Source organism: Rhodobium orientis, from assembly GCF_003258835.1.
GTDB lineage: Bacteria > Pseudomonadota > Alphaproteobacteria > Rhizobiales > Rhodobiaceae > Rhodobium > Rhodobium orientis.
The window spans coordinates 26,497-52,276 of record NZ_NPEV01000009.1; the positions used below are offsets into that span (position 1 = coordinate 26,497).

Annotated in this window: 25 protein-coding genes and 1 riboswitch; of the genes, 9 read left to right on the forward strand and 16 right to left on the reverse strand. The window is 66.6% G+C overall.

Annotation, left to right across the window (positions count from 1 at the left end):
• Window positions 1-75 precede the first annotated feature (75 nt).
• Together CH339_RS06180 and CH339_RS06185 are read right to left on the reverse strand one after the other, a co-directional pair.
• On the reverse strand, window positions 76-798 hold the full coding sequence (locus tag CH339_RS06180; protein WP_111433468.1) for a beta-ketoacyl-ACP reductase: 723 nt from the start codon (window positions 796-798) through the stop codon (window positions 76-78).
• A 102-nt stretch (window positions 799-900) separates the two neighbouring features.
• Window positions 901-2,082: an acetyl-CoA C-acetyltransferase gene (locus tag CH339_RS06185; RefSeq protein WP_111433469.1), complete on the reverse strand. Its 1,182-nt coding sequence runs from the start codon at window positions 2,080-2,082 to the stop codon at window positions 901-903.
• A 354-nt stretch (window positions 2,083-2,436) separates the two neighbouring features.
• Here CH339_RS06185 and phaR point away from each other — a divergent pair, with 354 nt between their 5' ends.
• The 4 genes from phaR to thiE all read left to right on the forward strand — a co-directional run bounded on the left by phaR (window position 2,437) and on the right by thiE (window position 6,643).
• Window positions 2,437-3,060: a polyhydroxyalkanoate synthesis repressor PhaR gene (gene phaR, locus CH339_RS06190; RefSeq protein ID WP_111433470.1), complete on the forward strand. Its 624-nt coding sequence runs from the start codon at window positions 2,437-2,439 to the stop codon at window positions 3,058-3,060.
• 116 nt (window positions 3,061-3,176) lie between these two features.
• Window positions 3,177-3,299, forward strand: a riboswitch (TPP riboswitch).
• A 97-nt stretch (window positions 3,300-3,396) separates the two neighbouring features.
• A complete protein-coding gene (gene thiC, locus CH339_RS06195) occupies window positions 3,397-5,199 on the forward strand; it encodes a phosphomethylpyrimidine synthase ThiC (protein WP_111433471.1) in 1,803 nt (600 codons plus the stop codon).
• Complete coding sequence (thiM, locus tag CH339_RS06200; RefSeq protein ID WP_111433472.1) at window positions 5,196-6,005, forward strand: hydroxyethylthiazole kinase; 810 nt, start codon at window positions 5,196-5,198, stop codon at window positions 6,003-6,005. The genes thiC and thiM overlap by 4 nt, the downstream gene beginning before the upstream one ends.
• Complete coding sequence (gene thiE / locus CH339_RS06205) at window positions 6,002-6,643, forward strand: thiamine phosphate synthase (RefSeq protein WP_111433473.1); 642 nt, start codon at window positions 6,002-6,004, stop codon at window positions 6,641-6,643. Before thiM ends, thiE begins: the two co-directional genes overlap by 4 nt.
• 17 nt (window positions 6,644-6,660) lie before the next feature.
• On the opposite strand, the gene CH339_RS06210 is transcribed toward thiE, so the two are convergent.
• On the reverse strand, window positions 6,661-8,442 hold the full coding sequence (locus CH339_RS06210; RefSeq protein WP_170138423.1) for a putative bifunctional diguanylate cyclase/phosphodiesterase: 1,782 nt from the start codon (window positions 8,440-8,442) through the stop codon (window positions 6,661-6,663).
• 203 nt (window positions 8,443-8,645) lie between these two features.
• Here CH339_RS06210 and CH339_RS06215 point away from each other — a divergent pair, with 203 nt between their 5' ends.
• Entirely contained in the window at window positions 8,646-9,014 is a 369-nt protein-coding gene (locus CH339_RS06215; RefSeq protein ID WP_111433475.1) for a hypothetical protein, read from the forward strand.
• Window positions 9,015-9,041: 27 nt separating this feature from the next.
• Here the strand turns inward: CH339_RS06215 and CH339_RS06220 are convergent, their stop codons facing one another.
• From CH339_RS06220 to mtgA, 5 genes are all read right to left on the reverse strand, one after another.
• Window positions 9,042-10,034: an alpha/beta hydrolase family protein gene (locus CH339_RS06220; RefSeq protein ID WP_111433476.1), complete on the reverse strand. Its 993-nt coding sequence runs from the start codon at window positions 10,032-10,034 to the stop codon at window positions 9,042-9,044.
• A 147-nt stretch (window positions 10,035-10,181) separates the two neighbouring features.
• The gene (gene ggt, locus CH339_RS06225) at window positions 10,182-11,789 is read right to left on the reverse strand and encodes a gamma-glutamyltransferase (protein WP_244669189.1); all 1,608 of its coding nucleotides are present in this window, start codon (window positions 11,787-11,789) and stop codon (window positions 10,182-10,184) included.
• Window positions 11,790-11,853: 64 nt separating this feature from the next.
• Entirely contained in the window at window positions 11,854-12,276 is a 423-nt protein-coding gene (locus tag CH339_RS06230) for a hypothetical protein (protein ID WP_111433477.1), read from the reverse strand.
• Window positions 12,277-12,488: 212 nt separating this feature from the next.
• Window positions 12,489-12,674 carry a 50S ribosomal protein L32 gene (gene rpmF / locus CH339_RS06235; RefSeq protein WP_111433478.1) on the reverse strand — a complete coding sequence of 62 codons (186 nt, stop codon included), beginning with the start codon at window positions 12,672-12,674 and terminating at the stop codon, window positions 12,489-12,491.
• Between the two features lie 153 nt (window positions 12,675-12,827).
• A complete protein-coding gene (gene mtgA / locus CH339_RS06240) occupies window positions 12,828-13,535 on the reverse strand; it encodes a monofunctional biosynthetic peptidoglycan transglycosylase (protein ID WP_245408103.1) in 708 nt (235 codons plus the stop codon).
• Between the two features lie 119 nt (window positions 13,536-13,654).
• On the opposite strand from mtgA, the gene CH339_RS06245 reads away from it, so the two are divergent.
• Window positions 13,655-14,569, forward strand: a complete 915-nt coding sequence (locus tag CH339_RS06245) for a polyprenyl synthetase family protein (RefSeq protein WP_420825911.1) — start codon at window positions 13,655-13,657, stop codon at window positions 14,567-14,569.
• Window positions 14,570-14,579: 10 nt separating this feature from the next.
• Here the strand turns inward: CH339_RS06245 and ppa are convergent, their stop codons facing one another.
• Entirely contained in the window at window positions 14,580-15,113 is a 534-nt protein-coding gene (gene ppa / locus CH339_RS06250) for an inorganic diphosphatase (protein ID WP_111433480.1), read from the reverse strand.
• Window positions 15,114-15,333: 220 nt separating this feature from the next.
• On the opposite strand from ppa, the gene CH339_RS06255 reads away from it, so the two are divergent.
• On the forward strand, window positions 15,334-15,927 hold the full coding sequence (locus CH339_RS06255) for a hypothetical protein (protein WP_201241077.1): 594 nt from the start codon (window positions 15,334-15,336) through the stop codon (window positions 15,925-15,927).
• 244 nt (window positions 15,928-16,171) lie between these two features.
• Here the strand turns inward: CH339_RS06255 and CH339_RS06260 are convergent, their stop codons facing one another.
• The 3 genes from CH339_RS06260 to CH339_RS06270 form a co-directional block, all read right to left on the reverse strand.
• The gene (locus CH339_RS06260; protein ID WP_111433481.1) at window positions 16,172-16,690 is read right to left on the reverse strand and encodes a GNAT family N-acetyltransferase; all 519 of its coding nucleotides are present in this window, start codon (window positions 16,688-16,690) and stop codon (window positions 16,172-16,174) included.
• Between the two features lie 88 nt (window positions 16,691-16,778).
• Complete coding sequence (typA, locus tag CH339_RS06265) at window positions 16,779-18,602, reverse strand: translational GTPase TypA (RefSeq protein WP_111433482.1); 1,824 nt, start codon at window positions 18,600-18,602, stop codon at window positions 16,779-16,781.
• A gap of 206 nt (window positions 18,603-18,808) precedes the next feature.
• On the reverse strand, window positions 18,809-19,330 hold the full coding sequence (locus CH339_RS06270) for a hypothetical protein (protein WP_111433483.1): 522 nt from the start codon (window positions 19,328-19,330) through the stop codon (window positions 18,809-18,811).
• A gap of 439 nt (window positions 19,331-19,769) precedes the next feature.
• Between CH339_RS06270 and CH339_RS06275 the strand changes: the two genes are divergently transcribed.
• On the forward strand, window positions 19,770-20,720 hold the full coding sequence (locus CH339_RS06275) for a helix-turn-helix domain-containing protein (protein ID WP_111433484.1): 951 nt from the start codon (window positions 19,770-19,772) through the stop codon (window positions 20,718-20,720).
• Between the two features lie 48 nt (window positions 20,721-20,768).
• Here CH339_RS06275 and CH339_RS06280 read toward each other — a convergent pair whose 3' ends face one another.
• The 4 genes from CH339_RS06280 to CH339_RS06295 form a co-directional block, all read right to left on the reverse strand.
• Window positions 20,769-21,278 carry a DUF1499 domain-containing protein gene (locus tag CH339_RS06280; protein ID WP_111433485.1) on the reverse strand — a complete coding sequence of 170 codons (510 nt, stop codon included), beginning with the start codon at window positions 21,276-21,278 and terminating at the stop codon, window positions 20,769-20,771.
• An 86-nt stretch (window positions 21,279-21,364) separates the two neighbouring features.
• Window positions 21,365-22,735 (reverse strand): TAXI family TRAP transporter solute-binding subunit, encoded by a 1,371-nt coding sequence (locus tag CH339_RS06285; RefSeq protein WP_111433486.1) that lies wholly within the window; start codon window positions 22,733-22,735, stop codon window positions 21,365-21,367.
• 76 nt (window positions 22,736-22,811) lie between these two features.
• Window positions 22,812-24,026: an argininosuccinate synthase gene (locus tag CH339_RS06290; RefSeq protein ID WP_111433487.1), complete on the reverse strand. Its 1,215-nt coding sequence runs from the start codon at window positions 24,024-24,026 to the stop codon at window positions 22,812-22,814.
• 139 nt (window positions 24,027-24,165) lie between these two features.
• Window positions 24,166-24,987 (reverse strand): phosphatase PAP2 family protein, encoded by an 822-nt coding sequence (locus CH339_RS06295; RefSeq protein WP_111433488.1) that lies wholly within the window; start codon window positions 24,985-24,987, stop codon window positions 24,166-24,168.
• A 143-nt stretch (window positions 24,988-25,130) separates the two neighbouring features.
• On the opposite strand from CH339_RS06295, the gene CH339_RS06300 reads away from it, so the two are divergent.
• The gene (locus CH339_RS06300) at window positions 25,131-25,769 is read left to right on the forward strand and encodes a 2-hydroxychromene-2-carboxylate isomerase (protein ID WP_111433489.1); all 639 of its coding nucleotides are present in this window, start codon (window positions 25,131-25,133) and stop codon (window positions 25,767-25,769) included.
• Window positions 25,770-25,780: the final 11 nt, after the last annotated feature.

Below are 25,780 nucleotides of genomic sequence, written 5' to 3' on the forward strand. Positions count from 1 at the left end.
AACGATGCCGCCAAAAAGAAACGGGAGCGGCCGGGGCCGCTCCCGCTCGATCACGCAAGGCTTTGTAGACGGCCGTCAGACCATATATTGGCCGCCATTGGCGGACAGCGTCGAGCCGGTGATGAAGCCGGCATCCTCGGAGGCGAGGAAGACGACGCAGCGGGCGATTTCCTCGGGCTCGCCGAGGCGGCCGACCGGGATCATGCCGATGATGGACTCCAGCACCTTTTCCGGCACGGCGCGGACCATCTCCGTGCCGATATAGCCCGGGGAGATGGCGTTGACGGTGATGCCCTTACGGGCGCCTTCCTGGGCCAGCGCCTTGGTCAAGCCGATCTCGCCGGCCTTGGCGGCGGAATAGTTGGACTGGCCCATCTGGCCCTTCTGGCCGTTGACGGAGGAGATGCTGATGACGCGCCCGAAGCTGCGCTCGCGCATGCCTTCCCAGACCTGGCGCGTCATGTTGAACAGCGCGTTCAGATTGGTGTCGATGACGGCGGACCACTGCTCGGGCGTCATCTTGTGGAACATGCCGTCGCGGGTGATGCCGGCATTGTTGACCAGCACGTCGACCGGGCCGAGATCGGCCTCGACCTTGGCGACGCCTTCGGCGCAAGCGTCGAAATCGGAGACGTCCCACTTGTAGACCGGGATGCCGGTTTCTTCGTGGAATTTGGACGCGGCCTCGTCATTGCCGGCATAGGTGGCGGCGACGGAATAGCCGGCGTCCTTCAAGGCTTTGGAAATGGCGGCACCGATGCCCCTGGTGCCGCCGGTGACGATTGCAACTTTACCCATATCTGTTTCCTCACTGTTCGTTTTTGTGTTTGTGATTGTGCCGGCCCGTCGAAATAGAAAACCCGCGGCGGGCCGACCGCCGCGGGCGCTATCATTGGGAGATCAGCGCTCGAGGCAGAGCGCGACGCCCATGCCGCCGCCGATGCAAAGGGTGGCAAGGCCTTTTTTGGCGTCGCGGCGCTTCATCTCGTGCAAGAGGGTGACGAGGACGCGGGCGCCGGAGGCGCCGATCGGATGGCCGATGGCGATGGCGCCGCCGTTGACGTTGACGATGTCGGTGTTCCAGCCCATGTCCTTGTTGACTGCGCAGGCCTGGGCGGCGAAGGCCTCGTTGGCCTCGACGAGGTCGAGGTCGTCGACCGACCAGCCGGCCTTTTCCAGGGCCTTGCGGGAGGCCGGGATCGGGCCGGTGCCCATGATCGCCGGATCGACGCCGGCGGTCGCCCAGGACTTGATGCGGGCCAGCGGCTCCAGACCGCGCTTTTCGGCCTCGGCGGCGGACATCAGGACGATGGCGGCGGCGCCGTCATTGATGCCGGAGGCGTTGCCGGCGGTCACGGTGCCGTCCTTGGAAAAGGCCGGGCGCAGCTTGGCGACGCCGTCGATGGTGGCGCCGAGGCGGATATATTCGTCGTCCTCCACGACGCGCTCCTTGCGCCGTTCGACGACGGTGACCGGGACGATCTCGTCCTTGAACCGGCCCGCCTTCTGGGCCTCCTCGGCCTTGTTCTGGGAGGCGACGGCGAAGGCGTCCTGCTCGTCGCGGGTGAGCTGCCACTGGGTTGCGACGTTCTCGGCCGTGTTGCCCATGTGGTAGCCGTTGAAGGCGTCCCACAGGCCGTCCTTGATCATGGAATCGATCATCTTGTAGTCGCCCATCTTGTGGCCGGCCCGAAGGTTGGCGCAGTGCGGGGCGAGCGTCATGTTCTCCTGGCCGCCGGCAACGATGATGTCGGCGTCGCCGCACAGGATCTGCTGCATGCCGAGGGCGACGGTGCGAAGGCCCGAGCCGCAGACCTGGTTGACGATCCATGCGGTGGTCTCGTTCGGCAGGCCGGCGGCGATGGACGCCTGGCGGGCCGGGTTCTGACCCTGTGCTGCGGTCAGCACCTGGCCGAAGATCACCTCGTCGACGTCTTGCGGGGCAACGGAGGCGCGCTCCAGGGCGGCCTTGATGGCGACCGCGCCGAGTTCGTGCGCAGGGGTGTTGGAAAACGATCCGTTGAAGCTTCCAACGGGTGTGCGCGCGGCGCTGACGATTACAACTTCACTGGTCTGACCCATCCGTTCCTCCCGGGTGTCTGGTCTTGGGGCATGCTTGCAATAATGGGCGTATCTGGCGGTGGTTAAAACCCACCGTCCCGATGCCGGATACACGGAATAGACCTATCGGTTCCGGTTGAGTCAACCGTACTATTCGGTGATGCGAACCTTCCCGCTGACGTGGTGGATGCTGCAGCACGGCACGGATTTCCGCGCCGCGCGGCGCCTTTCGGAGCGGCCGAAATCGCCCGGTTTCCGTCGCCGGGCAAATCTATTTCTTGCGAGCGGCCGTTTGCGGCGCATAGGATGCCGCAAGTGGTTGTGCGGTGCGGCCGATCGCTAAACAACAAGGCAAATCCAAGGGGCAGGGAACGGATGGCGAAAACAGAAAAACCGACCGTCATCAAGAAATATGCGAACCGCCGGCTCTACAACACCGGCACGAGCACCTATGTGACGCTCGAAGATCTCGCCGAGATGTTGAAGAACGAGGACGATTTCGTCGTCTTCGACGCCAAATCCGGCGACGAGATCACCCGTTCGGTGCTGACACAGATCATTTTCGAGCAGGAGAGCAAGGGCCAGAACCTTTTGCCGATCGCCTTCCTCAGGCAGCTCATCCGCTTTTACGGCGATTCCATGCAGACGCTGGTGCCGAGCTACCTGGAATTCTCCATGTCCTCCTTTGCCAAGGAGCAGGAGAAGCTGCGCAAGCAGATGACGGCCTCGATCGGCCAGACCGCCTTCGAGGCGCTCGAGGACCAGGTGCGGCGCAACACCGACATGTTCGAAAAGGCGATGCGGATGTTCCTGCCGTTCGGCCCTGGCGCGGGCGGCATCGGCACCGGCAGCTTCGGCGCCACCGGCACGGGCGGCGAGACCGCCCGTCCGGCCGAAGACGCCAAGCCGGAGGATCCCGCCGACATTTCCGACCTGAAGAAACAGCTTTCGCAGATGCAGAAGCAGCTCGACGCGCTTTCCGACAAGAAAGACGACTGAGACCGACAGGTTGCGGCCCCTGGCGCTGTTCCGGAACGCTTGGATCGTTCGGCGACCGGTGCCGGACGTCGCTTGCCTGGGCGATTGACAACGCTCCGGCCGGCGCGCAGTCTGGGCGCCTTCACCCGGGGGGTCCCGACAAGGGGCTGAGATGCTGATGGCGCCGACCGGCGCAGCGCAGTGACCCGACGAACCTGATCCAGTTCATACTGGCGTAGGGATGGTGCACCGGCTGCGCGGCTTCGGCCGAGACGTTTGAGGCGTCGTCCTCGCGGTCCTCCTCCATTCAACGCGGAACTGGGTCTCCAACGCTTCGAGCTCTGGAGGCTCCGACCGATGACCGACCTTTCCCCCACCGTCACGACCGGTCCGCTGCCCGCTTCGCGCCGCGTCTGGCATCGCGGCACCCTGCACCCCGATATCCGCGTTCCCATGCGCGAGATCGACCTGCACCCGACCGCGGGCGAGCCGCCGGTGACGGTCTACGACAGCTCCGGCCCCTACACGGATCCGGAGGCGGAGATCGCCATCGACCGCGGCCTGCCGCGCCTGCGCGCCGACTGGATTGCGGCGCGGGGCGATACCGTGACCTATGAGGGCCGCCATGTGCAGCCCGAGGACAACGGCTTTGCCGACGGCGCGCGTCTGACGCCGGAATTCCCCGTCCGCCACCGGCCGCTTCGGGCAACCGGCGGCCGGGCCGTGACGCAGATGGCCTATGCCCGGGCCGGTATCGTCACGCCCGAGATGGAGTTCGTCGCCATCCGCGAAAATCTCGGCCGGCAGGCGGCGAAAGAGGCGCCGGCGCGCGACGGCGAGGCCTTCGGCGCCGAAATTCCAGATGTCATCACGCCGGAATTCGTGCGCGACGAGGTGGCGAGAGGCCGGGCGATTATCCCCGCCAACATCAACCACCCGGAAGCCGAACCGATGGCCATCGGGCGCAACTTCCTCGTCAAGATCAACGCCAATATCGGCAATTCCGCCGTCACCTCGTCGATGGCCGAGGAGGTGGACAAGATGGTCTGGGCGACGCGCTGGGGCGCCGACACGGTGATGGACCTGTCGACCGGCCGCAACATCCACAATATCCGCGACTGGATCCTGCGGAATTCGCCGGTGCCCATCGGCACCGTGCCGCTCTACCAGGCGCTGGAGAGGGTTTCCGGCGTCGCCGAGGACCTCTCCTGGGAGGTGTTCCGGGACACGCTGATCGAGCAGGCCGAGCAGGGGGTGGACTACTTCACCATCCATGCCGGCGTCCGGCTGCACATGATTCCGATGACGGTCGACCGGGTGACGGGGATCGTCAGCCGTGGCGGCTCGATCATGGCCAAGTGGTGCCTGCACCACCACCGGGAGAGCTTCCTCTATGAGCATTTCGACGAGATCTGCGACATCGCCCGCGCCTATGACGTCTCGTTCAGCCTCGGCGACGGCTTGCGGCCCGGCTCCATCGCCGATGCCAACGACGCCGCGCAGTTCGCCGAGCTGGAGACGCTGGGGGAGCTGACCGAGATCGCCTGGGCCAAGGACTGCCAGGTGATGATCGAGGGTCCGGGCCACGTGCCGATGCACAAGATCAAGGCCAACATGGACAAGCAGCTTGAGGTCTGCGGCGAGGCGCCGTTCTACACCCTCGGGCCGCTGACGACAGATATCGCGCCCGGCTACGACCACATCACGTCTGGCATCGGGGCGGCGATGATCGGCTGGTTCGGAACGGCCATGCTCTGCTATGTGACGCCCAAGGAACATCTCGGCCTGCCGGACCGCAACGACGTCAAGACCGGCGTCATCACCTACAAGATCGCCGCCCATGCTGCGGATCTCGCCAAGGGCCATCCCGCCGCCCGGACCCGCGATGACGCGCTCTCGCGGGCCCGGTTCGAATTCCGCTGGGAGGACCAGTTCAACCTCGCGCTCGATCCGGAGACCGCGCTGTCGATGCACGACGAGACGCTGCCGAAGGAGGCGCACAAGGTGGCGCATTTCTGCTCCATGTGCGGGCCGAAATTCTGCTCCATGCGCATCTCCCACGACATTCGCGCCGAGGCCCAGAAGGAGGGCATGGCGAAGATGGCCGAGAAATTCCGCGAAGGCGGCGCGCTCTACCTGCCGCAGGAGAATGCGATATGACCGAAACCCCGGGAACCCTTCTGGCCGCCCTCAGGGCCGAGCCGCCGCTGGTGCAATGCCTCACCAACTATGTCGCCATGAACATCGCGGCAAATGTGGTGCTGGCGGCCGGGGCATCGCCCGCCATGGTCGCCGACATCGAGGAGGCGGAGGAATTCGCCGGCATCGCCGGGGCGGTGACGGTCAATATCGGCACACTCTCCGAGACTTTCGTGGCCGGGGCGAAGGCCGCCATCGCCGGGGCCGGGGCGGCGGGGCGGCCCTGGGTGCTCGACCCGGTGGCCTGCCAGGCGACCGCCTATCGGCGCCAGGTCGCCGCAGACCTCGTCGCGCTCGGCCCGGCGATCATCCGCGGCAATGCCTCGGAGATCCTGTCGCTCGCCGGAGAGGCGAGCCAGGGCCAGGGCGTCGACGGGCGCGATCCCGTAACTGTCGCCGAGGACGGCGCGCGGCGGCTGGCAAAGGAGAGCGGCTGCGTGGTTGCCGTGACCGGCGCGGTCGATTTCGTCACCGACGGGGTGCGGTCGGTGCGGATCGAGGGCGGCTCGCCCTTGATGCCGATGAATACCGCGCTCGGCTGTTCGCTGACGTGCTTGTGCGGTGCCTATGCGGCCGTGGCCGGCGATCCGTTCGACGCTGCTGTTGGGGCGCTGGCGCATTTCGCCGTGGCGGGGACCCGCGCCCATGGCAAGGCGGAGGGGGCGGGCACTTTCGGGCCGCATTTCCTCGATGCGTTGCAGGCCGTCTCTCCGGAAATCCTCGATGCCGAGGCGATCATCAACAATGTCGGCGAGGTGACCTCATGAAGGCGTTCGACCTGTCGCTCTACCTTGTGCTCGACCCGCAGCTTTGCGCCGGCATCGGCATGGTGGAAACGGCGCGCCGGGCCGTTTCCGGTGGGGCGACGATGGTGCAGTTGCGCGACAAGGAGGGCGGCACCGCCCGGATGATCGAGACCGGGCGGGCCCTGAAGGCGGCTTTAGCCGGCACCGGGGCGCGTCTCATCGTCAATGACGACGTTGCGGCGGCGGCCGAGATCGGCGCCGACGGCATCCATGTCGGGCAGGGCGACATGTCCGTTGCCGAGGCGCGCGCCCTCGTCGGGCCGCACGCCATCCTCGGCCTGTCGGTGGAGACGCCGGAGCTGGCGGCCGCCGTCGACCCGGCGCTGGTCGACTATGTCGGTGCGGGCCCTGTCTTTGCCACGCCCACCAAGTCCGACCACGAACGCCCCGTGGGCTTCGAGGGGCTCGCCGCGCAGGTCGCCGCGAGCCCGGTTCCGGCCGTCGCCATCGGCGGGCTGAAGGTGGAGCATGTGGCGCAGGTCTTTGCGGCGGGGGCAATGGGCCTCGCCGTGGTCTCGGCCATTTGCGGCCGGCCGGACCCGGAGGCCGCGGCGCGGGCCCTTGCCGAAGAGATTGCGGGGAGCCGGGGCCGGGCCTGATCGCTCGGGCCTCAGGTCTATCGCTGCGCGGCGGAGGCGTTGCCGATCGGCACCTTGAGGCGCTCGTCCTCCGGCCAGGGCGCTTCGGATGCCGCAAGGCCGTAGAGCTCGCCCTGGAAGAAGTCGACGCCGAGGGCGCGCAGCCTTGCGGCCGTCTCCTCGTCGCGGACCCATTCGGCGACGGTTTCCAGATGGAAGGTCTTGGCGATTTCGACGAGCGCGGTGACGAAGACCTCGTGGCGCTCGTCGGTCAAAAGCGTGGTGATGAAGGAGCCGTCGATCTTGACGAGGTCGGCGGAGAGTTCCTTCAGGATGTGGAACGACGAATAGCCGGTGCCGAAATCGTCGATGGCCGTCTTGACGCTGAGATCGCGCAGGGCAGCGATGAAGCGTGCCGCCTCGCCGACATTGCGGACGACGGCGGTCTCGGTGAGTTCCACGGCCAGCCGCCTGCCGAATTGCGGCCGGCGGGCAAGGGTGGCGACGAGCTTCTGCATCCAGCTCCGGTCGCCGATGCATTCGGCCGAAATGTTGATCGACAGGCGTGCCGCGGGATAGCGGGCGAGCGTCTCCACGGCCAGTTCCAGCACCCGGTGGTCGATGAGGCGCACCAGGCCGAGCCGTTCGGCGGCGGCGATCAGCGCGCCGCTCTGTTCCACCGGGCCGGCCGTGTCGAGGCGCAGGAGGCACTCGTGATAGACGGGTTTTCCGGTCGCCGCTTCGACGATCGGCTGGTAGGCGAGGCGGAAGCGGCGCTCGTTCAGGCCCTTGACGATGGCGTCGGCCATTTCGACGTTGCGGCGGCGCGCGGCGGCCCGGCTTTCGCTCGGCTGGTAGATGGCAAAGCCGTTGGACTGGCGGCGGTGGACGTGGTCGAGCGCTTCATGGGCCATGCCCAGCGCCTTGGTGGCCGAGGTGGCGTGGCGCGGCGAGGAGACGCCGCCGATGGAAATGGTGACGCTGACAGGGCCGAGCTCGGTGGTGACCACTTCGGAGGCGATGGCATCGAGAAGGCGCTCGGCGGCGACCTCCATTTCCGCTTCCGAGCAGGCATTGAGGACGATGCCGAACTTGTTGCCGGACAGCCGGCCGAGGGAGTCGCCGCTGCGCAACTGGCGCTGCAGGCGGGTCGCCACGGTGGCGATGACCCGGTCGGCGACCTCGTAGCCATAGGTGTCGTTGACGACGGCCAGGTTGTCGATGCCGGCGATCAGGAAGGCGCAGGAGGCGAATTTCTCGCGCGCCGTGGCGATCGCCTCCGCCAGGCGCTTCATCAGATGGGCGCGGTTCAGTTGCCCGGTGAGGGCGTCGTGCTGCGACAAGAAGCTGAGTTCGACCTCGGCGGCGTGGCGCTCCGTCACCTTCCGGACGATGCCGCGGGCGCGGGCCGGCAGGCCCTCGCCGTCGCCGAACCAGACGCCGGTGTCCTCGATCCAGATCGCCTCGCCGGTGGCGGTCGCCGTTCCCTTCAGGCAGTAGCGGGCGCAATAGGGCTGGCCGTCGCCATGGTCCCTCTTGCCGCTGCCGGCGACGGCATCGAAGCGGGTGAGCGGGCTGTCGGGATCGATGAGGGCGGCAAAGCGCCGGCCCTCATGGAGCGCGGCGGCGTTCTTGACCGGCAGCACCTCGGCGGCATTGGCGCTCCAGCGGACACGATCATCGGCGATCGTCCATTCGTAGACGGCCTCGCCGACGGCGGTCAGGATCTCTTCGGCATTCAGCGTGTCGGGACAGGCCGGGTCCGCGGACTCGTCCGGCGCGGCACCGGCCGCGGTGCGCGATGTTTCGTTGCTGGTCATCCGACCCACCCCTTGTGGCGGTGCATGGTACCGCCTGAAGATCGCCGCGCGGCCCGGAACGCAGCGCATTTTGCGAATTTTCGCCCAACGACACCATTTCTTGGTTAACAAAACGTGACCGTCTGGCATGGCGCTTGCGGGGTTTTCGGCGTTACAGTCGAAACCGTCCCGCTCAGGGACAAAGTGTAAGGCTCTGGCAACCAATGATCTCGGCGATCGGAAAAAGCGGTTCGGTTCGAAACGATGTCGACGCTGCGCGGCGCCGTGTCGAGGCCTCGCAATCCATCCGCAGCGACGAGCGCCGCGAGGAGCCGGCCGAGAAGCGGACCGGCACGGCACTGGTGCCGGCACGGCCGGAACGCAGCCGCCGCCGCAAGGAGACGGGCGGCACGGCCTGGCTCTACCGGCCCTATGCCCCGGCCCTTGCCCAGCTCATCGCCACGAAGCAGGACCTGCCGCAGACCCGCGCCCGGCGCCGCGCCGAACCGGGCGATGCCGCCGCCGCCTATGGCGATGCGCGCGAGGCCCGCACGGCCCCGGAAGCCGGCCAACTGATGGCGGTCGTTTCCTGATCTCCGCTCATGGCGCCGCCGCGCCGGTCAAAGCGTCTTTCTGAAGAAGTCGACGATTGTTCCTGCGATCCCTGCCCGTATCGCCGTGCGGTTGATGCCGGGTGCGTCCGTGCAGAGCGCTTCGGCCTCAGCCTTCAAGGCGTCGGGGCAGTCGTCGGTGAAGACGAAATGGCCGCCGGGCACGGTTTCCCGATGGGCGGACGGCAGGCCGGCGGCAAGGACCTCGGTATTCGCAATGCCGAGGGAGCTGTCCTGCGGGCGGATCAGCAGCGTTGTCGCTGTAACCCCGGAAAGTCCCTTTTCGTCATAGAGCACGCCGAACGGATCGAGCAGCGCCAGCGCCTTTACCGGCAGGCGCGGCAATGGCGGTCGCTTTCCCGCCGCCGCGTTCCGTTCTCTGCCTGACTTTCCGGCCCGACTGCCGGGGCCGGCCTCGCAGGACCGCACGTCCTCAGGATGTTTCCCGCAATAGGCGGTAAGCGCCGCAGGGTTCGGAACGCCGCCGGCAAGGGCAATGGCGACCGCGCCGCCGAGCGAAAAGCCGACCATGCCGAGGCGCTGCGCATCCGCGTGGCCGGAGAAGCGCGGATCGGCGGTCACGCCGGCGAGCGCGGCGTCGATTTGCGCGAGCCTTGCGACCAGCGGCGTCTTGCGGTGCATGGGCGCGATGACGAGGAAGCCCTGCCGGGCGAGCGCGGCGGAAAAATCCTTCAGGATCATCGGGCTGCCGCCGGTCGGCCCGCCGCCATGGGATAGCAGTACGACAGGGAATCTTCCTTCAGCGATGTCCGCGTCCCGCGTGGCCGGGACGGTGAACGGCCCGGCCTTGAAGGGCGCCTCGGCGTCTTTCGTGGGATACCAGACGAGGACGTCGAGCTTTTGCGCGCCATCAAGGGTGATGCGCGTGACGCCGGCATTGTAGGCCGTCGATTGGGCCGCGGATCCGGCTCCCGCCGTCGCTGCGACCAGGCTGGCGGTCAGCGCGGCGACGGCAAACAGGCTGCCTGCGCGGTGGATCATACCCATTCCAGAAGCCCCCGATCGGTGCGCCGGTGCGGCGTGTTCCCCGTGAGCCTTTCAGATGTGGTCGGGGGGTGCGGTGCGCAAGCGTCGTCGCCGGGTCCGTTCGCAAAACGGCGTCGCAGGTAATGCCGGAGCTTTGCCCGATCAGAAGCCGATGGCGCAACCGTCCTTGCGCGGGTCCGAGCCGCCGATGAGAACGCCCGTGTCTTTATCGATACGGATGGCCTGGCCGCCGCCATGGGGGCTGGCGGCCATCGTCACCTCGTGGCCGCGCGCGGCAAGGTCGGTGAGCGTCGCCTTGGGAATCGTGGTCTCGGCCGACAAGGGTCCGTTGGCGTCGTCCCAGAACAGGCGCGGGCAATCGAGGGCGGCCTGCACGTCCATGCCGTAGTCGACCATGTTGGTGAGGAAATGGGCGTGGCCGCAGGGCTGGTAGGCGCCGCCCATGACGCCGAAGCTCATGAAGGGCGCGCCGTCCTTCGTAACGAACCCCGGGATGATGGTGTGCATCGGCCGCTTGCCGGCGTCGATGGTGTTGGGGTGGCCCTTCTGGACGACGAAGCAGGCGCCGCGGTTCTGCAGCGCAATGCCCGATTTTTCCGTGACGATGCCCGAGCCGAAGCCATGATAGACGGAGTTGATCAGCGAGATCGCCCGGCGGTCGCTGTCGACGACGGTGAGATAGACCGTGTCGGCGTCCGGCACCAGATCGCTGGCGGCCGGCCGTTCGCCGCGCCGTCCCGGGTCGATGCCGTCGGCAAGGCGTTCCGAATAGCGCGAGGACAACAGCGCCTCGACCGTTTCGGTCATGGCGGACGGGTCGGCGATATAGGCGTCGCGGCAGGCATAGGCGATGCGCGCCGCCTCCATCTCCAGGTGGAAGCGCTCAGGCCCGAGCGGGTCGAGGCCGGCAAGGTCGAAGTGCTCAAGGATATTGAGGAGAATGAGCGCCGTCAGTCCCTGGCCGTTGGGCGGCAGTTCGGCGACCGTGTAGCCGCGGTAGTCGGTGGTGATCGGCACTTCCGATGTGGGCTCCATGGCGGCGAGGTCGTCGAGGCTCATCCAGCCGCCGCGAGCGGCAAGGGTTGCGACGATCTCCTCGGCGACCGGGCCTTCGTAGAAGCCTTTCGGGCCCTCTTCGGCGATGCGCCGCAGCGTTTCGGCAAGCGCCGGCAGGCTGTGCACCGAGCCGACCGCGGGGGCGGCACCGTCGACGAGGAAGTGTTTTGCCGCACCCTTGTCGCGGGCAAGGCGCGGGGCCTCCTCGGCCCAGTCGGCACCGACGCGCGGGGTGATGGGGAACCCGTCCTCGGCATAGGCGATGGCCGGCGCGAGCGCGTCGGCAAGGCTCCAGGTGCCGTGCTCGGACAGCAGTTTCTGCCAGGCGGCGACGGCGCCCGGCACGGTGACGGCATGGACCGAATCCGGGCCGATCTCAGTAGTGCCCTGATCGAGCAGGCGGTCGAGGCTTGCCGCCATCGGCGCGCGGCCGGAGCCGTTGAGGCCGGTGAGCTTGCCGTCTTTGTCGGAAAGGATGGCGAAGCAGTCGCCGCCGATGCCGGTCATGTGCGGTTCCACGACCCCCAGCACCGCGACGGCGGCGATCGCCGCATCGACCGCGTTGCCGCCGCGCCGCAGGACGTCGAGCGCCGTTGCCGTCGCCAGCGGGTGCGAGGTTGCGGCCATGGCGCCCGTCGCATAGGCGGGCGAGCGGCCGGGTTGGTGGAAGTCGCGAAGCGTCGCGCCGGTCATTTGGTTTCCTCCCGCCGGTGCCTTTTTCCGAAACGGCGCCGGTCCGTTTATGCGTCTTGTGCCGTTACATGCCGCCGTTCGGTCCGCCCCAGCCGAAGTCGCGCCGCGCCGCCGTGATGGTGATGCTGAAGCCGGCGACGACATCGACGAGCGCGATCACCGTCAGGATGAAGAACACCGAATGGGCGCAGGCCGCAACGAGCAGGAATTCGATGAGATAGAGGATGAAGACGAGCGTGGAGAGCCCGTGGTCGACGATGGAGCCGGAGGTCGTGCGCGTCGCCTTCAGGATCTCGAAGAACAGGAAGACGATGGCGACGGCGATCATCAGGTCGCCGATGACCATGGTCCAGCGCGCATCGGAGATCATCTCCACGGTGAACACCGGCGCCACCCAGGGATCGCCCGGGAAGGCGCCGAGAAGGCCGAAGGCAATGATGTTGTAGACGATGAGGGGTATGACGGTCAGGGGAATGTTGATCAGCATCGGAAAAACCCTTCAAGGGGCGACGGTCCGCGTCGCCTGCCGCATTGAAATCCGTATCCTGACGGGATTGCTCCCGGTCCCCACCCTAAGTAACCCGCCGGCGGGTCGGCGTCCATGCGCGACGTGGTCCCGCCGCCGTCCAAAAGAAAACCCCCGGTCGCGGACGGCCGGGGGTTTTTGGGTGGTTCGCCAGATGCGGGGTGCCGGAAGGCTCAGATGTCTTCCTTCGGCTCCAGGATCTGACGGCCGCGATACATGCCGGACTTCAGGTCGACGTGGTGCGGCCGGCGCAGCTCGCCGGACTCCTTGTCTTCCACATAGCTCGGCTGGCGCAGCGCGTCGGCCGAGCGGCGAAAGCCGCGCTTCATCCGCGTCACTTTTCTCTTCGGGACAGCCATGTCAGGTCTCCAGATCTCAACACACAAAAACACGCCGGGACACCTCCCGGCGCGGTGCGCAAGGCATTTCTTGATCGGGCGCCTTATACAGGCAAGCGGTGCGCTTGACCAGTCCCGCACAGGCGGTTTTTTAGCTGGCGTTTCGGCCCGCACCTATTTCTTGCCGAGGACGCATTCCAGGTAGGCGCCGGACTTGGCGGCGCGTCCGGCGATGCGCCGGGCGATGCGGGCATGGCCCTGGCCGGGGCTCGCCGGATTGCGGGCGATCGGGTTCGGCAGGGCGGCGGCCATCAGCGAGGCCTGGTGGCGGGTGAGCTTGGCCGCCGGCCGCTTGAAATAGCGCTGCGCCGCGGCCTCGGCGCCGAACACGCCCGGCCCCCATTCCACGACGTTGAGATAGAGCTCGACGATGCGGCGCTTGGGCAGCACGACGTCCATGTAGAGCGCCAGCGGGGCCTCCACGACCTTGCGCAGGTAGCTCCTCGACGACCACAGGAAGAGGTTCTTGGAAAGCTGCATGTTGAGGGTGGAGGCACCGCGCGGCTTGCCGTCCTCAAGGTCTTCAAGCGCGTTCTGGACCTCTTCCCAGTCGATGCCGTCGTGCTCGCAGAACCGCGCGTCCTCCGACATCACCACGGCGCGCACCAGGTTCGGCGAGATGGCCGCCAGCGAGACCCATTCGCGCGTGACGCTGGCGCCGGTCACCCAGTCGCGCAGCATCAGGGTGGAGGCCGGCGGGTTGATGAAGCGGTAGAGCGGGATCAGCAGGAACGGAAGCAGGATGAGGGCCGCGACGACGAAAACAAGGCGTTTCAGGAGGCGGCGTGTGGGCTTCAGTCGCATGCGGATCGGCCTTCCCATGGGCGCTGGTCCTGTGCCATATGCCGGGTCGCGGGCGGCGGCGCAAAGAGCACAGGGCCGTCTTTCCTACCAAACCGGACGGGGCGGAGGCGAGCGGTTTTGCACCAATGCCACCGGCCATCGACGAGGTCGCCATGGAATTTGTCGCACGACTGACCGCGGTCGCCGACCGCATGGAGGAAACGCTCCAGGCGCTGCTTGGATCCACGCCGCTTGACGGCGAGATCGTGCGGCCGGAGCGGCTCGTGGCGGCGATGCGCCATGCCAGCCTCGACGGCGGCAAGCGGCTGAGGCCGTTCCTGGTGGTGGAGACGGCCAAACTCTTCGACGTCGAGGGGCCGGGCGTGCTGAGAAGTGCGGCGGCGCTGGAATGCGTCCATTGCTACAGCCTCGTCCATGACGACCTGCCGGCGATGGACGACGACGACCTCAGGCGCGGCCGGCCGACCGTCCACAGGGCGTTCGACGAGGCGACCGCGATCCTTGCCGGCGATGCGCTCCTCACCTACGCCTTCGACATCCTCGCCGATCCGGCGACCCATGACGACGGGACGGTGCGTGCCGATCTCGTCCTCTGCCTTGCCCGGGCCTCGGGCCTCGGCGGCATGGCCGGCGGCCAGATGCTCGATCTGGCGGCCGAGGGGCGGGCGCTGTCGGAAGATGAGATCCTGCAGATGCAGGCGATGAAGACCGGTTACCTGATCCGCGCCGGCGTCGCCCTCGGGGCCATCCTCGGCGGTGCGGATGCCGAGACCAGGGAGCGGCTCGACCGCTACGCCGGGGCGATCGGCAACGCCTTCCAGCTCGCCGACGATCTCCTGGACGTGGAATCGGAGGCCGCCGACATGGGCAAGGCGACCGGCAAGGACGCGGAGCGGGGCAAGGCGACGCTGGTCTCGCTGCTCGGCGTCGACGCTGCCCACGCGCGGCTGGACGAACTGATCGAAACGGCCGATGCGTGCCTGGCACCGTTCGGCGACAAGGCCGCGGTGCTCGCCGCCGCCGCGCGGTTCATTGCGGAGCGGAAGAGCTGAGGCGCGCGCCTCAGGCGCCGGTCTTGGCCCGCTCGATTGCTTCCATGATCAGCCGTTCGGCCGCGCTCGCGTCTTCCCAGCCGACGATCTTCACCCATTTGTTGGGCTCCAGATCCTTGTAGTGCTCGAAGAAGTGCTCGATCTGGTGCAGCGTGATTTCCGGCAGGTCGGTGGCCGACTTGATGCGGTCGTAGCGCTTGGTGAGGGCGTGGGAGGGAACGGCGATGACCTTCTCGTCATGGCCGGATTCGTCTTCCATCATCAGGACGCCGATCGGGCGGCAGTTCATCAGCGCGCCCGGCGCGATGGGCCGCTGGTTCGGCACCAGAACGTCGATCGGATCGCCGTCGTCGGACAGCGTGTGGGGCACGAAGCCGTAATTCCCGGGATAGCGCATCGGGGTGTAGAGGAAGCGGTCGACGACGAGGGCGCCGGACGCCTTGTCCATCTCGTATTTGATCGGCTCGCCGCCGACGGGGACCTCGATGACCACATTGATGTCGTGGGGCGGGTTGTTGCCGATCGCGATCGCATCGATACGCATGGTGTCTGGCCTTTCCTTGGTCGTCCGGCGGCTGCCGCGAAGCGGGCGGGCAGCGCGCCAGCCGGGGCAAGCGCGCGCGATTGTTGCGGTTTTGCCGGTGAACCGACGTTTTGTGCTTCGTTGCACGGGGTCATAAACGCTAGAATGAATGCGTGCAAGCGGTTGTTGTGCGGTGCAGCAAAAGCCGGGGGCGATCCCTCCGCAACGGGGAGGAATGGAAATGGCCGGGCTTTCAAGGATCGGTGCCGGGATTGCTTGGCTGGTGCTGCCGATGGCGGTCTTTGCCGGGATCACTGCGGCCTGGGCGGCCGAGATCGACAGCGCCTATACCAAGCTCGACCTCAATGCCTGTCCGATCGTCGACCAGAACCTTGAGGAAGGCTCCTGGACGCTGGTACGCTGCGCGGGATACCGCGGCCGGCCGGTATTCGTCGGCGAGGGGGACCTCCGGTTCTTCGTCTGGTTCGATCAGCGGAAAAGCGACGAGCCGCTGGCGTCGCAGACCCTCGGCCCCTTCAACACCATCGGCGAGACGACGGAATGGCGGCTACGCCGGGTCGGCGGGGAATGGCAGGCATTCGCGACGATCCTGCGCTACCGCACCTCGCTCAACGACGACCAGGACCAGGGCGAGGTGCTGGTGGTCAGCCAGCTTCAGCCCGGCGCCACCTGCCACATCGCCTATGTGGACGCGCGCACGAATCCGGATGCGAATGCGCTGGCGCGGGATGCGGCAGATCGGCTCGCCGGGTCCTTCGACTGCAACGATACGCCTGAGCGGGTCGGCACGCCGGGGCCGAGCCTCGGGGAGTAGGGGGGCCGACCATAGGTTCCGCAAGGCGGGCCCCTGGATTGCCGCGTCGGCCTTCGCTAGGCTCGCGCCACGCGCCGCTCCCCGTCCTTCGAACCCTCGCAATGACGTTGATAATATTAATGAAACCGTCATTGCGAGCGCAGCGAAGCAATCCAGAGCTGAGTCGGCAAAATCCTATTCCGGCTTGCCGCTTCACGTAGCGGGCATGTCATTTTGCTCAGGAGATTGGAAACGGACCCGCCGACTACCGCGCGCCCTTGCCCCAGCCGAAGACGACGGCGGGAAGGCAGGACTGGCCGACCATCTCGGCGCTGCGGCGAACCTCGATGCCGCCGACGGCCGCATAGAAGCCGGTGGCGAGCACGTTGTCGGCGAGCGCCCGCACCGCAAGGCTGCGGAAGCCGCTGCCGGCGAGCTTGGCCCGCGAGGCATCGAACAGGGCGCGGCCGAAGCCGAGGCCGTGATATTCCGGCAGCAGGTAGAGCTCGTAGATCTCGGAGGTGTAGGGCAGGTCCTTCAGCCGGCTCGGGCCGAAGGTCGCATAGGCGATGATCCGGCCGTCGAACTCGGTGACCAGCATGCCGCCGCGCCGGCGCACGACGCCGTCCCACCAGACGCTGCCGCGGCGGTTGATCATCTTTTCCAGGTGGGTTCCCTCGATGATCCCGCTATAGGCATAGCGCCAGGAACCGGCGTGCACCCTGGCAACGCCGTCCGCGTCTCCCGGCCGTGCCGGCCGTATTTCAGAGGTCTTCAGCGACATAGGCGAATCCTATGCCAGCGGCGCCTTGAGGGGAAGCCCCGGCCGAGATTTTCCTCAAGGAGATCGTCGTCCGCAGGGCCGCTTGAGATCAGGCCGCGTCGCTGCCCTTGGCGCGCTCGGCGCGCTTGCGCTCGTGCGGATCGAGATGGGCCTTGCGCAGGCGGATCGACTTCGGCGTCACCTCGACCAGTTCGTCGTCGTTGATGTAGGAGAGCGCCTTTTCCAGCGTCAGCTTGATCGGCGTCGTCAGGGCCACGGCCTCGTCCTTGCCGGCGGAGCGGATGTTGGTGAGCTGCTTGCCCTTCAGGACGTTGACCGCAAGGTCGTTGCCGCGGGTGTGCTCGCCGACGATCATGCCCTCATAGACCTTGACGCCCGGCTCGATCAGCATGGGGCCGCGATCCTCCAGCTTCCACAGCGCATAGGCGACGGAGTCGCCGTCGCCATTGGAGATCAGGACGCCGGTGTGGCGGCTGGAAATCTCGCCCTTGTGCGGCCCGTATTCGAAGAACAGCCGGTTGAAGATGGCGGTGCCGCGGGTGTCGGACATCAGCTCCGACTGGTAGCCGATGAGGCCGCGGGTCGGGGCGTGGAAGACGAGGCGGGTGCGGCCGTGGCCGGAGGGGCGCATCTCGATCAGGTCGGCGCGGCGCTCCTGCAGCTTCTGCACGACGTTGCCGGAATATTCGTCGTCGACGTCGATGATCACTTCCTCGATCGGCTCGTGCCTGTCGCCGTTCTCGTCGATCTGGTAGACGACGTGCGGGCGTCCGACATTGAGCTCGAAGCCCTCGCGGCGCATGGTCTCAATGAGGATCGCGAGCTGCAGTTCGCCGCGGCCGGAGACCTCGAACGCGTCGGCGTCGCCGGTCTCGCGCACCTGCAGGGCGACGTTGCCCTCGGCTTCCTTCAGGAGCCGGGCGCGGATGACGCGGCTCTGGACCTTGTCGCCGTCCTGGCCGGCGAGCGGGCCGTCATTGACCTTGAACGTCATGGACAGGGTCGGCGGGTCGATCGGCTGGGCGGCGATCGGCTCGGTGACGGAGGGGTCGGCCAGGGTGTCGGCGACGGTCGCCTCCTGCAGGCCGGCGATCGAGACGATGTCGCCGGCGACGCCGGCCTCGATCGCCTGGCGCTCAAGGCCGCGGAAGGCGAGCACCTTGGAGATGCGGCCGCGCTCGATCACCTTGCCGTCGCGGGAGATGGCATGGACGCTCATGTTCGGCGTCGCGGTGCCGGAGGCGATGCGGCCGGTGAGGATGCGGCCGAGGAACGGATCTGCCTGGATGGTGGTGGCGAGCAGCCGGAACGGGCCGGGCCGTACCGTCGGTGCCGAGACGTGTTCGACGACGAGGTCGAGCAGCGGGCCGACGCTCTCCTTCGGACCTGTCGGCTCCATGGCCATCCAGCCCTGCTTGGCGGAGCCGTAGAGCACCGGAAAATCGAGTTGCTCGTGGTTGGCCTCAAGGGCGCTGAAGAGGTCGAACACCTCGTTCAGGACGTCGTCGTGGCGCTCGTCGGGCTTGTCGATCTTGTTGATGGCAACGATCGGCTTGAGGCCGATCTTCAGGGCCTTCGACAGCACGAACTTGGTCTGCGGCATCGGCCCCTCGGAGGCGTCGACGAGGATGATGGCACCGTCGACCATGTGCAGGATGCGCTCCACCTCGCCGCCGAAGTCGGCGTGGCCGGGGGTGTCGACGATATTGATGCGGGTGTCCTTCCAGACCAGGGAGGTCACCTTGGCGAGGATGGTGATGCCGCGCTCGCGCTCCAGGTCGTTGGAGTCCATCATCCGTTCTTCGGTCCGCTGGTTGTCGCGGAACGAGCCGGATTGCTTCAGGAGGACGTCGATCAGCGTTGTCTTGCCGTGGTCGACATGGGCGATGATGGCGATATTGCGGAGCTTCATTGGGGACGTCCTTATCCGGCGCCGGTGCGGCCGGAGGGCCGTTCCTGCTTCGATCCTGATGTCGTTCGATCTGGAATAACGGGGTTCGTGATCGCCCCCAATTGTGTCAGGGCGACGACGGAATCAAGTGAAATCGTACGTTTGGGGCCGAGTTAGCCGGCCGAATGGCAAAAAAACCGGATCCGGACCGTTTTTCGGCGGTTTTCCTATTCGGCGGCCGGTTGCCGGTCCTTCAGCCGCTTCAGGATGTCGATGCCGCGCACGACCATGCGATTGTTGGTGAGGTCGGCGTCGTCGTTGCGCGAATCCTGATCGCTGCGTTTCTCCACGTCGTAGATAAGCTTGCATTCGAAGCTCGACGGGAAGGCCTCGTCCACGGCCCAGTCCTTGATCCATTTGTGCAGTTTCAGCTCTTCGCCGGCATCGAGATCGGAAAAGCGCCGGTAGCGCAGGCGGTGGCCCTCGCTCTCGCCGTGGCGGATCTCGTAAAGGGCGATGCCCTGGCCGCGCCTGGTCGAGGCGAAAGGCGCGTCGCCGCGGTTTTCCACCCGGCAGGCGATCTGGAAGTCGAGACGGCCGGAGCCGTCGGCCCTGACGTCGCTGACGCCGAAATCGACGACGGCCGGATCGGGACCGGAGCCGGCGGCGCGGACACCGGACGCCGCGGCGAGGCAAAGGACGGCAAGCCCGACGGCGCGGGCGAATCGGAACGTCGTGTCGCCAGCCATGGCGTATCCCCCGTTGAAAGCGTCCTTCCGGCAATCGTTCATTGCGCCGTTCGGGACTTCCGGCCTACCATTTCATCGTGGCAGGTCGCGGAGTTGCGCGCAGGGAGGGTACCATTTTTCGCATTTTCAGCAAAAAATGACGACATGTCACATGAGCATTATTGCAAATGCGTCCTTTTCGCACACATTGGTTCGGCCTAATGCTGGTATGAGTTATTCTTGGGGCTGAATAAGTATACGGGAGATAGTCTCGGGTGTGCGTCCGCGTTCGTTCGGCATTCTCCGTTCGGGACAAAGAACGTCGTCCCGAGATGATTCTTTTCGGGGGTGTTGTTTCGTTGTTTTCGGGGCCGACCCGGGCGGTCGCATTGCTTTTTCGTCCAGCACCTGCGCTTTTTCGCGTGCCGCTGCCTCCCTGCGGACGCAAAGAACTGAATCGATGACCGTGATGAATGCTTATGTGAGGCTGATTTCCGACACCGACATCGATGCGCTCGCCGCGCAAGCGCGGGACTGGAAGCTCGAGGTGGTGCCTCTCGAAATGGGTGTCGGCATCAATCGCCTGCTCCAGGCGCGTGGCCAGGTGGCTGGTTTCGATGCCGTGCGCTTCGAAAAGCGCCTGCACCAGATCGGCGTTGCGCCCAAGGGTGTGTTCACATTCGGCTTCTCAACCAACCCCGACCAGACCCTCTACTGGTGCGGGCGCGAGGTGTCTGGCGCCGAGGTGACCATCCACCGGAGCGGCAACGATTGGGAGGGGGTGACCCGCGGTCCGCTCGACCGGATTGCCGTCTCCATCGGACGCGATCTCATCGAAACGATGGCCGAGGATCTCGGCGTGCCGCAGGTGGTCGATCTGATCGAAAGCAATGAGACGCTGGTGCCGCCGTTCTACGAACTTCAGCAACTGCGCGCGCGCCTTTTGGAAGCGCGCCAGACCATTCTCGATCGATCTTCCGATGACCTCGGCCCGAGCCTTGTCCAGTTGATCGACGAGGACCTGCCGCGGGCCGTGGTGCGCACGCTTGCGTTTGCGACGGCTCCGCGCACGCGCGTCAGTGCGCGCGAGCGGGACCGGGCGCTGCAGCGGGTCGTCGATTTTCAGCGGGCGCATCCGCAACGGCTCTTGCGCAACGCCGATCTCTGCCGGATTGCGGAGGTGTCCGAGCGGACCGTGAACTACGCCTTCAAGGAGCGCTTCGGCGTCTCGCCCAAGGCCTATCTGAAGGCCTACCGGCTGGCCCAGTGCCGGCGCGAACTGGTCAAGGCGAAAACCCCGCTGACGGTGCGCGGCATCGCCGAGCGCTGGGGCTTTTCCCATCTCGGACAGTTCGCTTCCGACTACCGGGCGATGTTCAGCGAGCTGCCGTCCGAGACGCTGGCCCGATAGGGCGCGCCGCCCCGGTCGCAGACGCTTCGGCCTTTCCTGCTTTGCCGATCAATCGGCGGCGTCCGTCTTCAGGCGGGCGGCGATCTTTTCCAGCCGCTTGCGGTTGGCACCGAGGTCGCTGCGGCCCATGAGCGAGCGCGAATAGAGCCGAAGCGCCGTCTTTCCTTCATCGATCGCCTCGGCTTCGGCGTCCAGCGTGTCGGGAAACCGCATCAGCGTCGTGCGAAAGACGTAGCGGCGGTAGCCGGCCCGTGCGTCGCCGTCGACCCGGTCGACGGGCCGCAGGTCAAGGGCGATGGAATCCAGCCGGCGCAACAGGGCGTCGGGCCCCGGCGCATAGAACGGAAGCTCGATGTCGACCTTCACGGCGCAGGCGCCGGGCGAGCAGGCGAGCGCGTCGTTGGGCGTCGGGCGCCGCTGCAGGGAGGCAAATTTGACGGGCCCCTGGTCGGCCGGGCCGGCAAGGCGCTGCCACAGGCGGTCGAGGAGCGGCGCGCGGGTTTTCTGAGATAAGGGACTGCCGGTCCGATGAATCCGTTGTCCTTCAAGACTTGTCATGGCCGGTTCCTTTCGCCGAAGCAGGATAGCGTCTGATTGCAAAGGTAAAACGGGTCGAAACTGCGGCGGTTCCGAGTCGATCTCGGCTACTGCGCCGTTTCGGGGTGTCTGGTGGCGATCTGTTTCCTCATCTCTCCCGCCGCGTGGCCGCTGCCGATCTCGGCGCGGCGCTGGTCGATGCCGATGCGGACCGAATCCCACAGAAACGCGAAGGACTGAAAGCCCTCTTCCGTGACGTCGTCGGTGTCTAGGGCGACGACGACGGATTCGCGGATCTCGTGCAGGCTGTCGCGGCACTTGTCGAGGGTTTCCACACTCTCGGCGTCGCGCGCTTCGTTGGCAAGCGCCAGGAGCTGGTAGTTGTAGGAATCGGCCCTGTTCTTGCGGTTGGCCACCAGCCGGGCGCGCAATGCGAAGCCGGCCGACATGACCATGGCGATGACGGTGACGAGCAGCGCCAGCGGCTCGGCGTTCTCCTGGATGAAGGACGGCTCGTCGCGGCGATAATAGGCATCCGCGCCGTCATGCAGCGGCACGGAAAGGCCGATGCTGGCATCCGGTATCGCGATTTCGTCGGCGAGCGGCGTCCTGACGATGAGGTCGAGGCGCTGCTCGAAGAGGATGCCGGTGAGTTCGCGGATCGCCATCGGGTCGAGGTCGGCGCGGGCGACCAAGAGCCGCTCGATGGTCGGCGCCTGGATGTCGGTGGCGGGCAACGGCGGATCGCCGTCGAAGGCGCCCTTGACGATCACCGAGGCATCGAGGAAGGGCCGGTTGATGGCGATCGCCCTTGTCTGGTCGATCGGGACATAGGCGAGTTGCGTGCCGACCAGACCGGCATTGGAGATCAGGTGCAGGATCAGGCGGTCGTGCAGGGAGCGCAGGGCGAAGACGGCATCGACCTGGTTCTTGGCAATCGCCTCGGTGGCCTCGCGGAGGCTCATCGCCTTCCAGCGGAAATCGTCGACGGCAAGGTCGTAGTGGCGGGCGAGCATCCAGAAGGCGCGGAACTCGTCGGTGCCGAAGGGCGGCAGGGCGATGCGCTTGCCGACGAGGTCGCGGATGCCGGAAATGCCGGCCTTGTCGCGGGCGATGAGCTGGAAATAGTCCTTGTAGAGATGGCTGATGAGGCGGATGACGTTGACCGCCGGGGTGTCGGCGTGGACGGCGGCAAGGTCGACGGTGCCGGCGCGGATCATGCCGACATTCTCGCTGGAACCGCCGCTTTCGCGCACGGTGAGCCGCAGCGTTTCGGAATGGCGCTCGACGACCTCGGCGATCTCGCTGAGGAGCTGGTAGGCATCGCTGCCACGCGGGCCGGCGGCGACCGTCAGGCGCTGGAATTCGGTCTTGTTGCTAAAGGGCACGGCGGCGAGGACGACGGCCGTGCCGATGGCAAGGCCGATCAGCGCGGCAAAGGCAAGGCGCCTTGAAAACCCCTCTCGCTCCCCCGCCATCCGTCGATCCGCCCCCGCTGGCTCTCTTTTTTGCAAGATTTGCACAGCGGCGGCGAAATCAGAAGCCTATTCGGGATCAGCCCTTGCGGCGGCGCATGGCCAGCGTGCGGAGGCGCAGGGCGTTGAGGCGGATGAAGCCTTCCGCGTCCTTCTGGTCGTAGGCGCCGCGGTCGTCCTCGAAGGTGACCAGTTCGTCGGAATAGAGCGACTTGTCGCTCCGGCGGCCGACGACGACGGCGCTGCCCTTGTAGAGCTTCAGGCGGACGGTGCCCTCCACGTGCTCCTGGCTCTTGTCGATGAGGGCCTGCAGCATCTCGCGCTCCGGGGCGAACCAGAAGCCGTAATAGACCAACTCGGAATAGCGCGGCATCAACTGGTCCTTGAGGTGCATGGCCTCGCGGTCGAGCGTCAGGGATTCCATGGCCCGGTGGGCGACGGTGAGGATGGTGCCGCCGGGGGTCTCGTAGATGCCGCGGCTCTTCATGCCGACGAAGCGGTTCTCCACCAGGTCGACGCGGCCGATGCCGTTGTCGCGGCCGAGATCGTTGAGGCGGGCCAGCATCGTCGCCGGCGAAAGTTTTTCGCCGTCAAGCGTGACGGCGTCGCCCTTTTCAAAGCCGATCTCGATATAGGTCGGGGTGTCCGGCGCCTCTTCCGGGGCGATGGTGCGCTGGAAGACATAGGCCGGCGGCTCCTCGTTCGGGTCCTCCAGCACCTTTCCTTCCGAAGACGAGTGCAGGAGGTTGGCGTCGACGGAGAACGGCGCCTCGCCGCGCTTGTCCTTGGGCACCTGGATCTGGTGCTTTTCGGCGAACTCGATGAGGTCGGTGCGGCTCTTGAAATCCCATTCGCGCCAGGGGGCGATGATCTTGATGTCCGGATCGAGGGCGTAGGCGGCGAGCTCGAAGCGGACCTGGTCGTTGCCCTTGCCGGTGGCGCCGTGGGCGATGGCGTCGGCGCCGGTCTCGTGGGCGATCTCGATCAGGCGCTTGGAGATCAGCGGCCGGGCGATCGAGGTGCCGAGCAGGTAGACGCCCTCATAGAGCGCGTTGGCGCGCATCATCGGATAGACGAAATCGCCGACGAACTCCTCGCGCAGGTCGTCGATATAGATTTCCTTGATGCCGGCGCGCTCGGCGTTGCGCCGGGCCGGGTCCAGCTCCTCGCCCTGGCCGAGATCGGCGGTGAAGGTGACCACCTCGCAGCCATAGGTCACTTGCAGCCATTTCAGGATGATCGAGGTGTCGAGGCCGCCCGAATAGGCAAGAACCACCTTCTTGATGTCGCTCACCGGTCTTCTCCGAGAAAGAGGATGTCTTTGGGCCGGGCGTTTCGCCCGGGGATCGGCGGCACTTTAGTGCGAACGCGTTGCGGCGCAAGGGGGGCGCCCGTCCGTTTCCCGGCAAAAGGCCGTCGTTGCGGGCGGCGCGTCAGCGCAGCGTGTCGAACGCGCGCTTGCGGGCGGCCCTGAGCTTTCCGGCCGCGCGCCGCGAACGGGCGACGACGGCGTCGCCGGCGCGGGCAAGGGCAGCCTCAAGCCGCGGCCTTTCCAGCCATTTCGGCGGCCTCTTGTAGATGACCCATCGCAGGAGCAGGAGAACTGCAAAGATCAGCGTCCAGGACAGGAGGACGTCGGACAGGAAATGGCCGCCGAACAGGATGCGGTTGAACGATGCGGCGACCGCGAAAAGGCCGATGCCGATGCTCATGGTCCGGCGCCAGGCGACGGGGGCAATGAAGACGAGGGCGAACAGCCAGGCGGCAGAGGCGGCCTCGCCGGACGTGAACGAGCAATTGGTCTGGCAATGGTCGACGATCTGCCAGACGTTGGAGAACGGGCTCTCGCCGCCGAAGACGTCGGTCTGGACCGGCCGGGCGCGGCCCCAATAGCCTTTCAGGATGATGTTGACCATGAGCCAGGGGCCGAGCGCGAGCGTCGACAGCAGGAAGACCGGTGCGCGAACGTCGAAACGGGCGCGCAGCCGGCGGATCAGCATCCAGGCGAGCAGCGCGCCGCCTGCGCAAACGCCGATCAGGCGCATCAGGAACCTGTTGAGGGCGCGCAGGTCCTGAAGGAACGGAACGTCGGCAAGGGGAAAGCCGGCCCCGGGCTCGTAAAACAGCCTGGAGACGGCGATATCGACGTCGGGAAGCAGAAGGAAGAACAGCGACAGCAGCGCCGTTGCGATGACGGCTGCGCGGAGCGGGTTCTGTGCGATTGCGGAAACGGCGGTGGCGAGACTGGTACGCAAGGCGATTTGCTCTCCGGTTTTCGCTGGCCGGCCGCAGGCCTCCCGGTGGTAGTGTCGGCGTGCGGGTCCGGCTTGATCGGGGCGCAAAAAAAGCAGTATTCGGGTACTGGCTTTAGGATACCGTTTCAAGACATTGGTGCGAAATGGCCCGACCGACGGTCGATTTCTGGTACGAATTCGCCTCGACCTATTCCTATCCGGCGGCGTTCCGGGTCGAGGAGGTCGCGGAGCGGTTCGGCGTTGCCGTGCGCTGGCGGGTGTTCGCGCTCGGCCCGGTGTTCAAGGCCGAGGGCCTGCCGGCGGATTCGCCGTTCAACTGGCAGGCGGCAAAAGGACGCTACATGTGGCGGGACGTTGCCCGGCTCTGCGCCGACCTCGACCTCGCCTTTGCGCCGCCCGTTCCGTTTCCGCAGCCGAGCCTGCTTGCCGCCCGCGTCGCCCTTCTCGGCGAGGATGGGGGTTGGGGAATCGATTTCGCCAAAGCGGTGTTTGCGGCGGAGTTCGGTGACGGGGAGCAGATCGGCGAGCGTGCCGTGATCGCCGGAATTCTCGAAAGACTCGGGCTTGATGCCGGTCCCATCCTTGATGCGGCGACGGGCGCCGGCAACAAGGCGCGGCTGCGGGCGGTGACCGAAGAAGCGCGCGCGCTCGGCATTTTCGGCGCGCCGGATTTCGTCACCGCCGACGGCGAACTCTTCTGGGGCAACGACCGCATGGAGGCCGCGTTCCGCTGGGCGCTCGACCATGCGGAAAATGCGCCCCGGGGTGCCCCCGGCGACTGACCGTCCCGGTG

Bases quoted from the DNA above. Each gene is read 5' to 3' on its own strand.
- CH339_RS06180 (WP_111433468.1), bottom strand. From the start codon at position 798: ATGGGTAAAGTTGCAATCGTCACCGGCGGCACCAGGGGCATCGGTGCC.
- CH339_RS06185 (WP_111433469.1), bottom strand. From the start codon at position 2,082: ATGGGTCAGACCAGTGAAGTTGTAATCGTCAGCGCCGCGCGCACACCC.
- phaR (WP_111433470.1), top strand. From the start codon at position 2,437: ATGGCGAAAACAGAAAAACCGACCGTCATCAAGAAATATGCGAACCGC.
- thiC (WP_111433471.1), top strand. From the start codon at position 3,397: ATGACCGACCTTTCCCCCACCGTCACGACCGGTCCGCTGCCCGCTTCG.
- thiM (WP_111433472.1), top strand. From the start codon at position 5,196: ATGACCGAAACCCCGGGAACCCTTCTGGCCGCCCTCAGGGCCGAGCCG.
- thiE (WP_111433473.1), top strand. From the start codon at position 6,002: ATGAAGGCGTTCGACCTGTCGCTCTACCTTGTGCTCGACCCGCAGCTT.
- CH339_RS06210 (WP_170138423.1), bottom strand. From the start codon at position 8,442: ATGACCAGCAACGAAACATCGCGCACCGCGGCCGGTGCCGCGCCGGAC.
- CH339_RS06215 (WP_111433475.1), top strand. From the start codon at position 8,646: ATGATCTCGGCGATCGGAAAAAGCGGTTCGGTTCGAAACGATGTCGAC.
- CH339_RS06220 (WP_111433476.1), bottom strand. From the start codon at position 10,034: ATGATCCACCGCGCAGGCAGCCTGTTTGCCGTCGCCGCGCTGACCGCC.
- ggt (WP_244669189.1), bottom strand. From the start codon at position 11,789: ATGACCGGCGCGACGCTTCGCGACTTCCACCAACCCGGCCGCTCGCCC.
- CH339_RS06230 (WP_111433477.1), bottom strand. From the start codon at position 12,276: ATGCTGATCAACATTCCCCTGACCGTCATACCCCTCATCGTCTACAAC.
- rpmF (WP_111433478.1), bottom strand. From the start codon at position 12,674: ATGGCTGTCCCGAAGAGAAAAGTGACGCGGATGAAGCGCGGCTTTCGC.
- mtgA (WP_245408103.1), bottom strand. From the start codon at position 13,535: ATGGGAAGGCCGATCCGCATGCGACTGAAGCCCACACGCCGCCTCCTG.
- ppa (WP_111433480.1), bottom strand. From the start codon at position 15,113: ATGCGTATCGATGCGATCGCGATCGGCAACAACCCGCCCCACGACATC.
- CH339_RS06255 (WP_201241077.1), top strand. From the start codon at position 15,334: ATGGCCGGGCTTTCAAGGATCGGTGCCGGGATTGCTTGGCTGGTGCTG.
- CH339_RS06260 (WP_111433481.1), bottom strand. From the start codon at position 16,690: ATGTCGCTGAAGACCTCTGAAATACGGCCGGCACGGCCGGGAGACGCG.
- typA (WP_111433482.1), bottom strand. From the start codon at position 18,602: ATGAAGCTCCGCAATATCGCCATCATCGCCCATGTCGACCACGGCAAG.
- CH339_RS06270 (WP_111433483.1), bottom strand. From the start codon at position 19,330: ATGGCTGGCGACACGACGTTCCGATTCGCCCGCGCCGTCGGGCTTGCC.
- CH339_RS06275 (WP_111433484.1), top strand. From the start codon at position 19,770: ATGACCGTGATGAATGCTTATGTGAGGCTGATTTCCGACACCGACATC.
- CH339_RS06280 (WP_111433485.1), bottom strand. From the start codon at position 21,278: ATGACAAGTCTTGAAGGACAACGGATTCATCGGACCGGCAGTCCCTTA.
- CH339_RS06285 (WP_111433486.1), bottom strand. From the start codon at position 22,735: ATGGCGGGGGAGCGAGAGGGGTTTTCAAGGCGCCTTGCCTTTGCCGCG.
- CH339_RS06300 (WP_111433489.1), top strand. From the start codon at position 25,131: ATGGCCCGACCGACGGTCGATTTCTGGTACGAATTCGCCTCGACCTAT.